Source organism: Microbulbifer aggregans, from assembly GCF_020524005.1.
In the GTDB taxonomy this organism is placed as follows: Bacteria; Pseudomonadota; Gammaproteobacteria; order Pseudomonadales; family Cellvibrionaceae; genus Microbulbifer; species Microbulbifer aggregans_A.
In genome coordinates this window covers 38505-51248 of sequence record NZ_JAIVKK010000010.1, presented here as the reverse complement: position 1 = coordinate 51248, position 12744 = coordinate 38505, and the positions used below count along the sequence as shown (strand labels likewise).

Sequence of the window (12744 nt, the reverse complement as noted above, 5' to 3'; positions counted from 1 at the left end):
ACCATGCAGGACACCCCGGCCAAACCAGTCACGGGCAATAAAACGCCTCCCGACGCACCTGCGGGCGAAGAAACCCTGCCGGACATGATCGCGCAGCTGGTGCCGCCGCCGGAGCCACCGGCCATATCCATGTGGCCGGTAACCCCTTTCGCAAAAGGACTCGGCGCGCTGCTACTTCTGCTGTTGCTGTTTTTTATCTGGCGACAACTACAAATCTATCGCGCCAATGCCTATCGCCGTGCGGCCCTCGCCGAGCTGCAGCAAACTGGGGACGATCCCGCGCAAGTCGCCGAGATACTGCGGCGCACGGCGCTGGGCGCCTACCCCCGCACGCAGGTCGCGGCACTGACCGGAGACGAGTGGCTCGCATTTCTCAATCAGCATTACCCCGGCGATGCGTTCGCCGGCGAAGTCGGCCGCACCCTGCTGCAAAGTCCATACGCCAGAACGGTACCGACACAATCCCGCGCACTGGCCGAGGCCGCACGGGACTGGATTCGCCGACACAAAGTGACGCGCCCGACACTGCTCGCTTCCTACCTGTCGAACAGGGCTATGGAGGCTTCCCCATGATTACCTTTGCCGCACCCTGGGCTTTCCTGTTATTACCACTGCCGTTTCTGGTGTGGAAATTCGCCCCGGCCCACCGCGAGCGGGTGCGCGCGCTGCGCGTGCCGTTTTTTCGCCAGCTGGTGCAGGCCATCGGCATTCAACCGGGTTTCGGTGCAGTGGTGCTCGACCGCAGCCGCTGGCAGTGGTTGCTGGGCGCCTTGATCTGGGCACTGATCGTCACCGCACTGGCGCGCCCCGAATACGAGGGAGATGCGGTGAGCCTGCAGAAACCGGCGCGGGACCTGATCGTCGCCGTGGATATTTCCGGGTCCATGGAGCAGGAAGACTTTATCGGCGATGACGGCAAAAGGTTGCAGCGCCTGGACGGCGTGAAACAGGTATTGAAACCATTTCTGGAAGGGCGCGAAGGCGAGCGTGTAGCACTGATTGTGTTCGGCACCAAGGCCTTTGTGCAGGCTCCGCTCACCACCGACCTGGATACCGTACTGGAATTGCTGCAGGAAACCGATGTGAGCATGGCCGGCCCGCACACCGCACTGGGCGACGCTATCGGTCTCGCCATCCGCCAGTTTGAGAGCAGCGAAGTGGAACAGCGCCTGTTGATCCTGCTGAGCGACGGCAGCGATACCGCCAGCACCATGAGCCCGGTGAATGCCGCCGCCATTGCCGCCCAGCGCAAGGTCAAAATTCTCACCATTGGCGTGGGCGATCCCAACAGCGAAGAAAAAGAAAACCGGGTGGATGTGGATACCCTCAAGGCCATCGCCAAACGCACCGGTGGCCAATTCTATTTTGCCAACGACGAAAAAGCCCTCGCTGCGGTCTACAGCCAGATCGACAAGCTGGCGCCGAAAATGGTGGACAGTGAAACCTACCGCCCCCACCACTCCCTGGCCCACTGGCCCATGGGTATTGCCCTGTTGCTGAGCCTGCTCGGGCTGGCCAGCCGCCTGCTGCCAAATGCGGGCTGGCGCACTTCTGGACAGCGCAGGACGGTGTCATGAGCGACCTGTTCACGGGCCTTTCCGCATTTCATTTCCTGCGTCCGGCGTGGCTACTGTTGCTGCCGCTGATTCTGCTGTTGTGGTGGGCACTGCGCCGCGACCGGCGCAGTGCTGCCGAGGCCAGTGAACAGATCGCCCCGCACCTGGCCAGGGCGCTGGCGGTTGGTGATCGTACCAAGCGCCATTTCAAACCGGTGGACCTGATTGCCCTGCTGCTCGCGTTGCTGACCCTCGGCACCGCCGGCCCCAGCTGGACGCGCCTCCCCGACCCGCTGATGGCGAAAACCACACCGCTCGTGGTGGTGCTGAAAGTCACTGACAGCATGCTCGAGAAAGACGTCCCCCCCGAACGCCTCGCCCGCGCCAAGCAGAAAGTGCTCGACCTGCTGGAAACCCGCGATGGCGCGCCTACCGCGCTGGTGGCTTATGCCGGCACGGCCCACCGGGTGGTACCACTCACCGATGACCCGGACCTGCTGCGCCCTTATCTGGAAGGCCTCAATCCCGAGGTGATGCCAACGTCCGGGGAGAATGCCGCCAGTGCGCTGAAACTCGCCGAGCAGATCCTTGCCAAAGACAAAACACCCGGCGGCATCCTGTTTTTACTCGACGGGCTGAGCGACAGCGACGCCAGCGCCCTGTCACAACGGGACAACCAAAACGGCCTCGGCTTTCTACTGGTCGCGCCCGGCAATCTGAAAGGCGATGCGGTTTCCAAGGTACGCAGTGCCAAGGTGGAACGGGTGACGCCCGACAAGAGCGACCTGCGCGCACTCAACCGCTATTTCGACAGCGCCTTCCGCCAGGCGCTGTCATCTGACAAAAACCTGCAATGGGAAGACCGCGGCTGGTGGCTGGCATGGCCAGCGGCACTGCTGGCACTACTGTGGTTCCGACGCGGCTGGGCAATGTCCAGGAAAGGTGGATCCAGAAGAGACAGGTCACGCAAGGCGGCATCTGTCAGCACCAGCCTGATACTCGCTCTGCTGTTGCTGCAATTTTCCTCTGACCGCGTGGTGGCGCACCCGAGCGGACAGAACCAGGCATCGTCCGGCGGTGGCGGGCTGCTGGGCCTGTTACTCACCCCGGACCAGCAGGGACAGTGGTTCAGTTTCCGTAAGGACTACCGCCGCGCCGCCAGCCATTTTGAGGACCCATACAGAAAGGGCTACGCCCTCTATGAAGCCGGGCAGTTTGAAGACGCGGTTTTAGCCCTGGCCAAACTGGATACGCCGGAAGCGGTGTTCACTCGCGGTATGGCACTCGCCAAAACCGGGCAGTACGAACAAGCCATTGCAGCCTTCCAGCATGTACTGCAACTGGATCCGGAATTCCCCGGCGCACAAAAAAACCTGGCGCTGGCCCAGAAAATTCTCGCCTATATGGAATCTACCCGCGGCGAGGAGGACGAAGAACTGACGCAGTCGGATGAAGAAGCCGAAGAATCCGACTTTGAACAACCGGAGCAACAGCAACAAGAGCAAGAAAAAACGCAAAAAGACAAACCGGTCAGCGCAGACCAGTGGATGTCCACCCTCGACACCGACACCAGTGAATACCTCAAGCAACGCTTTGCTGCCGAGGCCAGCGGAGGCGACAGTACCCAGCCCAGTACCGAGCCGCGCAGGGACACCAATACCGAACAACCGAGCTCTGAGGAGGACAACCCGTGAAGCCCTGGATGGTCTCCCTCGCCTTCTGGCTGTTTGGCAGCGTCGCTGTGATCGCCGCGGAAGCGCCGCGGATCGACTCGAAATTGTCTGACACCGAAGCGGTTCCGGGCCAGTCCATTTCCCTGTTCGTCACCATACTGGTGCCCACCTGGATGACCCAGCCGGCGGATTTTCCGGAATTCGACCAGCCCAACCTGTCCGTTACTCTGCCGTCGCGCTCGTCACAGGCAGTGAGCCAGGTCATTGACGGCACCACCTGGTCCGGGGTCACCCGCGAATACCTGATCATACCGCTGGCACCAGGCACCTATCACCTACCCGCGGCGCAGATCAAACTCGCCTACAAAAACCCCGATGGCGGTGAAGATCTGCAAACGACGCTCGAACTCGCCCCGCCGCCAATCACGGTGAGCGCACCGCAGGGCGCTGAAGGATTGAATCCGTTTATCGCCGCCCGTGACCTCACGCTTACCCAGGAAATTGAAGGAGAGCCAGAAAAGCTACGCGCAGGCGATGCCTTCTCCCGTACCGTCACCGCCACCATCGATGGCTCGACGGTGATGTTTATTCCCCAACTGCTGAACAGCCGCAGTCCGGACGGCCTGGCGGCCTATCCCGATACCCATAAAGCCGAAGACAAAACTGATCCGCGCACCGATGCCACCACCGGCACCCGCACGGAGCGTGTTACCTACGTTGCAGAAAGCGGCGTGCGTGGCACGCTGCCCGCGGTGACGCTGCGCTGGTACGACCTGGACGATGGCACCATCAAGACCAGCAGCGTCGATGCCGTCGAAGTGCACGCCCGTGGCCCCGGGCCCTTGGCCGGCACCAGTCTGTGGGAAAAACTTCTCATGCTCATCGCCGCGATTGCCTTGTTGTGGCTGGTGTGGCAATGGGCTGTGCCAAAATTCCACACGCTAAAACAGCAGCGGGAATTACAGGCGAACCGTTCCGGGAAAATCGCCTGGCAGAACTTGCAAAAAGCCTGCGCTGAACGGGATTACCAGTCGTTGCTGCTGGCGCTCGCCGGATTCAAGGTCTACCGCCCCTCGGCCGCGAATGCCCTGCAGCCCGCACTTCTGGTGCTGGGCGCATCGCAATACGGCGCTACTTCCACCGGCGCCAATACGGGCTGTTCTACTGACTCGGCCTGGCAGCAGCTGGCACAGGCCATCGAAACATTACAACCATCCACCGCCCAGCAAAAAGCGTTTCCCCTTCCGCCGCTGAATCCGTAACGAAACCATCGCGTCATCGCTTTTTCCGGCCTATCCCCGCCTTTACACACGCGAGTGGGAAATTCCGTCTAAGGTAAATGGAGACGGCGTTCTATCCGCCAAATCCTCAAGCGGTTTAGAGGAACCTTCATGCACATGCGCTACCGGATTCAATCGTGGCTCGCTGTGAGCCTGCTTTTCATCTGCCTGGCGGCTACCAGTCTGGCTCAGGCCGCAGACCCACTGCCCTCCTGGAACGATGGCCCCACCAAAGACGCGATCACAGGGTTCGTGGAGAAAGTCACGAAAAAAGGATCCGCGGACTTCGTACCGGAAAACCAGCGCATCGCCGCCTTCGACAACGATGGCACTCTGTGGTCGGAACAACCGCTGTATTTCCAGTTCATCTATGGCCGAGATCAGGTCAGGAAAATGGCTCCCAAGCATCCGGAGTGGAAAACCGAGGAGCCCTTTGCCTCCATTCTCAAGGGCGATACCAAAAAGGTGCTCGCGAGTGGCGAGGCAGGCCTGATGAAGGTCATCGCCGCCACCCACGCCAATATGACCGCAGAAGAGTTCCGCGCTAACGCAGCCGACTGGCTCAAGACCGCACGTCACCCGAAAACCAAACGTCCATATACTGAAATGATCTACCAGCCCATGCTCGAGCTGCTGGACTACCTGCGCGCAAACGGTTTCAAGACGTTTATCGTCTCCGGTGGAGGGGCGGATTTTATCCGCGTATTCGCTGAGCAGGCGTACGGCATTCCCCCGGACCAGGTGGTGGGTACCAGCCTCAGGGCCAAATACGAAGTGCGCGACGGCAAGCCGGTGATCGTCAAGCAGCCGGAAATCAACCTGGTGGATGACAAGGAAGGCAAGCCCGTCGGTATTCACCAGTACATAGGCCAGCGCCCCATATTTGTTGCCGGCAATTCCGATGGCGATTACCAGATGCTCGAATGGGCCACCGCCGGTGATGGTCCACGCTTTGGCATCATCCTGCACCATACCGATGGCAAACGGGAATGGGCTTACGACCGCGACTCTCACATCGGCCAACTAAACAAAGGGCTCGACGACGCAGGCAAAAAAGGCTGGACCGTCATCGATATGCAAAAAGACTGGAAAACGGTCTTCCCTCCAAGCAAGCAGTAACCCTGTCACTGAAAACCTGTTGATGTATTCCTCCGGGAGGAAAAAATGGTTCGCTCCTATTTTAAACAGACGAAATGGCTCAAACGAATGCTGCGGGTTCCGCTCGCGGCCACCTCCATTGCTCTGATGTGCCTTGCCAATAGTGCCGCCCAGGCACAGGACAAACCCAACATCCTGGTGATCTGGGGCGATGACATCGGTGTATGGAATATCAGCTTCAATAGCCGGGGCATGATGGGCTACAAGACACCGAATATCGACCGCATTGCCAAAGAAGGCTTGTCGTTCACCGATTACTACGGCCAGCAATCCTGCACCGCCGGACGAGCCGCATTTGTGGGGGGCAACGTACCCATACGCACCGGCATGACGAAAGTTGGCCTACCCGGCGCGAAAGAGGGATGGCAGGAAACAGACGTCACCATCGCAACCGTAATGAAAAGCCAGGGCTATGCCACCGGCCAGTTCGGCAAGAACCACTTTGGTGACCGCGATGAACACCTGCCCACCAATCACGGCTTTGATGTGTTCTTCGGCAACCTCTATCACCTGAATGCGGAACAGGAACCGGAAAACCGCGACTACCCGAAAAGCCCGGAATTCCGCAAGAAGTTCGGACCGCGCGGTGTAATCAAATCCACCGCTGATGGCAAGATCGAGGACACCGGCCCGCTCACCATGAAGCGAATGGAGACCGTCGATGAGGAAACCCTCGCGGCGGCCATGGACTTTATCAAACAGCAGGTGAACGCCGGCAAGCCCTTCTTCGTGTGGTGGAATGCAACCCGTATGCACTTCCCAACCTATGTAAAGGAAAGCCACAAAAACCTGGCCGGCCCTCAAAGTAACGAGTACGCGGATGGCATGGTCGAACATGACCAGCATGTAGGGAAGCTACTGGATTTGCTCGATCAACTTAAGATCGCCGACAACACCATTGTCTTCTACTCCACCGATAATGGCCCCCACTTCAATACCTGGCCGGATGCGGGTACTACCATTTTCCGCAGCGAGAAAAACTCCAACTGGGAAGGCGCTTACCGCGTACCAGCCTTCGTTCGCTGGCCGGGCAAGTTTCCTGCGGGTAAAACCCTGAACGGTATCGTGGGTCATGAAGACTGGCTGCCAACCTTTGCCGCAGTGGCCGGTAACACCAATATCAAGGAGCAGTTACTGAAAGGCGTAAACCTGAACGGCCGCAAGTACCGCAACTATATCGACGGCACGAATATGCTGGACTACTTCACCGGCAAAACCGAGGAAGCACCGCGCAAGCAGTTTATCTACGTCAATGATGATGGTCATATTGTTGCCATGCGCTATGACGCCTGGAAAGCGGTCTTCCTGGAAAACCGCGGCAAGGCCTTTGGCGTGTGGATGGAACCCTTTACCGAGCTGCGGGTGCCGCTGATTTTCAACCTGCGCCGGGACCCCATGGAGCGCGCGCAACACAACGCTAATGGCTACTATAACTGGCTGATCGACCGCGCTTTTGTTCTGGTTCCCCTGCAGCAGATGGCCGGGCAGTTCCTTAAAAGCATGCAGGAATATCCCCCAAGTCAGACGCCAGGCTCGTTTAACCTGCAAAAAATTGAGGAGCAGTTAAAAAGGGGTACAGAAGGTGTCACCCATTAACAGGGTGCGCTGACCAACGCCATAAATAAAGGCTCCAACGTTTGGGGCCTTTTTTAATCTCTTATCCATGACCCAATTTAACCTGAATTTACCTCCCTGCACCGTTATGGTTACCTCGCTCTGATTACATTCAACCTGGATTTAAAATTCGCTTCCCTTTCTCATAAAAATTGCCAATCCGTTTATGCCAACAATGAGCATTCCTACCGACTAAAAAGTCAAATATAAGCAATTTATTTTCTATTAACTGAACGCCCACCGAAAAACTGCACGTAACAAAAATTTAAAAATCCCAAAAGCGAAAACGCATCACCCAAATTGACCTTAAAGTCACAGATTTATATTTGAACCCGTTCCCACTCACTAGCGATAAACCTCACAGTTATTCGACATCCCCAATAAATTTTATTGAGCGCCATTTTTCTCACTGATAATTTCCGAACCAACAAATACCGCACACAAAAAAATAATTTCCGCTGTTCGGAACTTGGCGATGCAGAGCGAGTCTTTAAAGTCCATCTCTTAGCGCACCATGAGCGTGCACATTAAAAATAGTAGGAATCAATATGATTGATAAAAAACGTCGATTGATCTTGGGGGGCGCCGCAGGTGCAACTGCCGTCGGCATGTTGGGCGGCGTAAGCATTGCTCGTGCAGCTGACTCCGTGAACGAAACCACAGAAACGAATACTGTACCCACAACGGAAGAAATCCAGAGAGTAACAATTATCGGATCGGGATTCGGAGGCGGTATTGCGGCCTTGCGGTTTGCCGAGGCCGGCATTGAATCGGTGGTACTGGAGCGCGGGATCCGCTGGCCTACCGGTCCCAATGCAGACACTTTCCCGCGCGCAAGCTCGCCAGATGAACGTGCGATCTGGTACGAGACTCTGGACAGCCTCGGAGAAAATGCACCAGAAAATCTCGATATCAGTGAAGCCCCCGGGCTGCTGGGCCTGCCGTTGGATACTGATATCAAATTTGCCGGGTTAATCGAACCGGTATTCAATGAAAACATGACCGTTATGTGTGCGGCCGGTGTCGGCGGTGGCTCGCTGGTTTATCAGGGCATGACTTTGCAGCCATCAAAAGAAGTTTTTAATCAGGTGCTCCCGGAAGCTCTCGATTACGACACGATGGATCAAGTGTACTACCCTCGTGTTGCTGAAATGCTCAAGCTGGAAACCGCTCCAGACGAGTTGATCGACAGCCCCAACTACGAAGTAGCCAGAATTTTTGCCAAGCGTGTGGAAAAGGCCGGTTATGACGTAGAAAAAATACCCATGCCGATTGATTGGGATTTTGCGCTGCGCGAACTGAATGGCGAGATGGAGCCCGCATACACCAATGGCGACGCCGCGCTAGGGGTTAACAACGGCGGCAAGCATTCCGTGGATGTCACCTACATCGCACAAGCAGAAGCAACCGGCCTGGTTGAGGTGAGAACCCTGCATAATGTGACCAGCGTCGCCAAAGACGCAGACGGCAAATGGAAAGTCTACGTCAATATCACCGACGAAGCTGGAACCCTGCTGGAAAAGAAAATCATCACTACCACCGCGCTGGTGATGGCTGCAGGAAGTGTCAACACCACCAAGCTGCTGTTGAAAGCGGATGCCGAGCAAACCATCCCGAACCTGCCCTCGGCACTGGGTGAGGGATGGGGAACTAACGCTGACCGAATCGTTACCTGGACCCGACCGATCAACGGTTTTGGCAACGAGATCCAGGGTGGCCCCGTTATTTACGGCAGCAAAGACTGGGACAACCCGAACTGGGCCAGCACGATTATCCAGGCATCTCTGCCGCCATTGGGAACGGACCTGAAAACCACGGTAATGGTGGGCTTTGGAGTCAGTGATCAGCGCGGAACCTGGAGCTACGACGCGGAAACCGGCGAGTTCACACTGGACTGGAAAAAAGAAGGCGACGCGAAGATTCACAGCAAGATCATGGCCCAGATGTTCAAGATTGCCGGCGCCGGCGCAGTACTTGGAGATACCCATTCCATTCTTCCCAGCACCTGGCACCCGCTTGGTGGCGCATGCATGGAAACCGTGTGTGATCTGGATGGTCGCGTACACAATCACACCGGGCTCTATGTATTGGACGGTGCTTTGATTCCCGGGAATACCGGCGCATGTAACCCTTCCATGACCATTGCAGCCGTCGCTGAGCGAGCCATGGACAATATCGTCCGCAACGATATTGGCATCGCGATCTAATAAGACACGCATAGCAAATAATGTCAGCGCCCTTGAGAATATCGTATTCCTTGGGCGCCTGATCGTTTGTGACCACCATGCAGAAACAATTACGACAGGAAGATAACATGGCAGGAATCAGCGTTTGGCAACTTCTTATTGTTTTGGCCATTGCCATTATGTTGTTTGGCTCAAAGCGACTCGGCACAATCGGCTCGGACCTGGGCGGCGCCATAAAAGGCTTCAAGAAGTCCATGAGTGATGAAGACAGCGGCGTGGCTGTCCCACCAGCAAGTAAGACCGATAGGAACGCCGACCATCAGTCAGACTTATTTCACTGATGCAAAATTTCAGGAAAAATCCTAATGTTTGATATTGGTTTCTTCGAAATGTTGCTTGTTGCCATCATCGCACTGATGGTATTGGGTCCGGAGCGTTTACCCCGAGCTGCAATCAAAACCGGTAGGATGATCGGACAGGTGAAAAGGCAGGTTCGGCAGTTCACCGTAGAAGTTGAGCGGGAATTGAAGACGAATGAAATCAAGGAAAAACTAAAACAAAGCCGCTATGAAGTGGGCGTCGATAAGATGCCATCTCTTGATTCCTTCATCGATAAAGAAACCCTGACTCCGGAGTTCGATGGTGCAGAACGCTTAAAAGAAAAAAGAGCCTAAAAGTATACCATCCAGCGTAAGCCCCTCCGAATTCGATCGGGCCCCGCAATGCGGGGCCTTTTGAAACTACATATCCGAATCATTCAATCCTGTCCAGGATGCCTTGAGTCGTATTATTTCATCTCCACAACGACCTTTTCGATTTCGCCAGTAAATGCGTTTGGAGGCGCGTATTCATGGGTCACCGGTTGCCCGGTGTCTTCGCCGATGCCAAAGGTATCGATACCAAAACGTCCGGCAACGGTCTCTGGCACCTCTCCTGTGGCTACCGTTTCACCATTGACCTTGAGAGCCAGCTTCGCCGCACCGCCGGGCTTATCGCCCTGATAGTCGAAGTCCACTTCTATCGTCGCATCACCGGAGACGGCTTTGGAGCCTTTCAAAGTGGTGTGTTTTTCAAAGAAGTTGTAATCAAATAAAGGCACCCCTCCATCCAGATACAGTACCAGCCCGGCGGCCACACCACCTACGGCCAGGATCACGCCTTCGGTCTTGGCACCGTCGGCTTTCACATTCGCGGTCAGGGTCCAGGAAGCGTTCTTCATGGAAGGGCCGGCCACTTCGGGAATACGCACCGCCCCCGGGTAATAGGTGTAGATTTTGGAACCGTGAATAGCCCCCGGTACCGGCGGCTTGGGCATACCCAGCCGGCCCGCGCCGCGGTCGTCCATGGGATACACCTCGTTGTCCTGTGCAGCCTGATCAAATTTTTGCTTCAGTTCTGCAAGCTTGTCGGGATTTTCCGAGGCAAGGTTATTGGCCTCGGAGAAATCCTCTTCGAGGTTGTAGAGCTCCCACTCGTCTTTCTCCCAATTGCCCGGCGCCAGGTCCTGGCGCCACGGCAGCGTATGCTGCGCATTCGCCTTCCATCCATCGGCATACATAGAACGGTTACTGAATACCTCAAAGTATTGCTCGTCGCGCCCGCTAAACTGCGGGTCGCTGAAACTGGCGAGGAACGACTTGCCCACCAGCGGCTTCTGCTCAATACCATTGACCGTATCCGGCATGGGCACATTGGCAGCTTCCAGAATAGTGGGCACCACATCCACCAGATGCAGGAAGGCGTCCCGGGGCTGGTCATCGTGCTTGATCTTGGCGGGCCAGCGGATCACCATCGGGTTACGGGTACCGCCAAGGTGGGAGGCAACCTGTTTGACCCACTGGAACGGCGTGTTGCCTGCCCAGGCCCAGCCGACCGGGTAATGGGGTTCCGATTCTGGCCCGCCCAGCTTGTCGAGATTTTCCAGAATTTCATCCAGTGTCGTCGGCAAGCCGTTCAGGTTTTTTATCTCATTCATTGTCCCATCGGGCCCACCCTCCGCGGATGCGCCATTGTCGCCAACGATGTAGATCACCAGCGTATTGTCGGCATCGGGCAACTCATCCACTGCGTCAATAAGCCGCCCGACCTCGTGGTCGGTAAAGGCAAAGTAGCCGGCAAAATTTTCAAACAGCGCGTTGTAGGCTTTTTTCTGATCGTCACTAAGGCTATCCCACGCGGGCACCCACTCTGGCCGCTCCGTCAGCTTGGTATCCGCCGGTACTATGCCCATGTCCTTCTGGCGCTTGAATACCTCTTCGCGATATTTGTCCCAGCCCATATCAAACTTGCCCTTGAACTTCTCACGCCACTCGGCGGTAACGTGATGCGGCGCGTGCATGGCCCCCGGGGCGAAGTACATGAAGAACGGCTTCTCGGGAGCCACGGATTTGGCGAACTTCATTCGGGCGATGGCCTTATCGGTCATATCCGTCATGAAGTGGTAGCCCTCTTCCGGGGACTTGTCCGGTTCTACCGGTACCGTGTTCTCAAACAGCACCGGATAATACTGGTGGGTTTCCCCGGCATTGAATCCGTAGAAGTAATCAAAGCCCAGGCCTGTGGGCCAGCGATCGAAAGGACCGGATACCGTAGCTTCCCAGTCCGGGGTGTTGTGGTTTTTGCCATACCACCAGGTGCTGTAGCCGTTGTCTTTCAGGATTTCAGCAATGGTGGCGGTGCTTTTGGGAATGTAGGAGGAGTAGCTGGGAAAGCCTGTCGCCCACTCCATCAGGAACCCACTGCCAGACTGGTGATGGTTGCGTCCGGTCAGCAGCGCGGCGCGGGATGGCCCGCAGATGGCCGTGGTGTGGAAGCGGTTGTAGCGCAGCCCCTGTGCCGCCAGCTCATCCAGGTTGGGCGTCGGGATCAGGCCACCGAAAGTCGAAGTCTGACCGAAGCCGACGTCGTCCAGCAGAATGACGATGACATTGGGCGCGCCTTCCGGCGCGGTGGGCACCTTTTGCCAGCTGGATTCGGATTCCTTGTAGGTTTTGCCGACCTTGCCATCAAACGGTGAAAGCTCGTTGGGCAGGTTTTTGCGGTCTGGCCAGGACCCCGCATCAGTTTCCGCCCCGTTATTAGTCGCGGCTACGTTGTTTTCTGCAACGGAAACCTGCTCCGCTTCTTCAATGACTTCGACTACTGGTGACTCAGATTTTGATGCTGATCGTTCAGCCTCCCGGGAGCAACCGCCAATCGCCAGAGACAACACCAATGTCGATGCCGCGACGCCCAACAACTTTGTCATGGAATCCATTTCCATTTACAACTCCTATTC

General features: G+C 56.6%; 10 protein-coding genes. 9 read left to right on the top strand and 1 reads right to left on the bottom strand.

Translation table 11 applies throughout. From position 1 onward, the window contains the following. Positions 1-3: 3 nt before the first annotated feature. The 9 genes from LC093_RS16650 to tatB all read left to right on the top strand — a co-directional run bounded on the left by LC093_RS16650 (position 4) and on the right by tatB (position 10141). Positions 4-573 carry a DUF4381 domain-containing protein gene (locus LC093_RS16650; protein ID WP_226667567.1) on the top strand — a complete coding sequence of 190 codons (570 nt, stop codon included), beginning with the start codon at positions 4-6 and terminating at the stop codon, positions 571-573. Beyond that, positions 570-1577, top strand: coding sequence for a VWA domain-containing protein (locus tag LC093_RS16645; RefSeq protein WP_226667566.1), 1008 nt, complete (start codon positions 570-572; stop codon positions 1575-1577). The genes LC093_RS16650 and LC093_RS16645 overlap by 4 nt, the downstream gene beginning before the upstream one ends. Then, the gene (locus LC093_RS16640; RefSeq protein WP_226667565.1) at positions 1574-3250 is read left to right on the top strand and encodes a VWA domain-containing protein; all 1677 of its coding nucleotides are present in this window, start codon (positions 1574-1576) and stop codon (positions 3248-3250) included. Before LC093_RS16645 ends, LC093_RS16640 begins: the two co-directional genes overlap by 4 nt. Continuing rightward, positions 3247-4491 carry a BatD family protein gene (locus tag LC093_RS16635; protein WP_226667563.1) on the top strand — a complete coding sequence of 415 codons (1245 nt, stop codon included), beginning with the start codon at positions 3247-3249 and terminating at the stop codon, positions 4489-4491. Before LC093_RS16640 ends, LC093_RS16635 begins: the two co-directional genes overlap by 4 nt. Before the next feature lie 129 nt (positions 4492-4620). Next, the gene (locus LC093_RS16630; RefSeq protein ID WP_226667561.1) at positions 4621-5628 is read left to right on the top strand and encodes an HAD family hydrolase; all 1008 of its coding nucleotides are present in this window, start codon (positions 4621-4623) and stop codon (positions 5626-5628) included. Between the two features lie 45 nt (positions 5629-5673). Further along, positions 5674-7263: an arylsulfatase gene (locus LC093_RS16625; protein ID WP_226667559.1), complete on the top strand. Its 1590-nt coding sequence runs from the start codon at positions 5674-5676 to the stop codon at positions 7261-7263. A gap of 566 nt (positions 7264-7829) precedes the next feature. Further along, a complete protein-coding gene (locus LC093_RS16620) occupies positions 7830-9488 on the top strand; it encodes a GMC oxidoreductase (protein WP_226667555.1) in 1659 nt (552 codons plus the stop codon). 107 nt (positions 9489-9595) lie between these two features. Beyond that, entirely contained in the window at positions 9596-9808 is a 213-nt protein-coding gene (gene tatA, locus LC093_RS16615) for a twin-arginine translocase TatA/TatE family subunit (protein ID WP_226667553.1), read from the top strand. 24 nt (positions 9809-9832) lie between these two features. Beyond that, a complete protein-coding gene (tatB, locus tag LC093_RS16610; protein WP_226667550.1) occupies positions 9833-10141 on the top strand; it encodes a Sec-independent protein translocase protein TatB in 309 nt (102 codons plus the stop codon). A 113-nt stretch (positions 10142-10254) separates the two neighbouring features. Here tatB and LC093_RS16605 read toward each other — a convergent pair whose 3' ends face one another. Next, positions 10255-12729 (bottom strand): arylsulfatase, encoded by a 2475-nt coding sequence (locus tag LC093_RS16605; RefSeq protein ID WP_226667548.1) that lies wholly within the window; start codon positions 12727-12729, stop codon positions 10255-10257. Between the last annotated feature and the right edge of the window lie 15 nt (positions 12730-12744).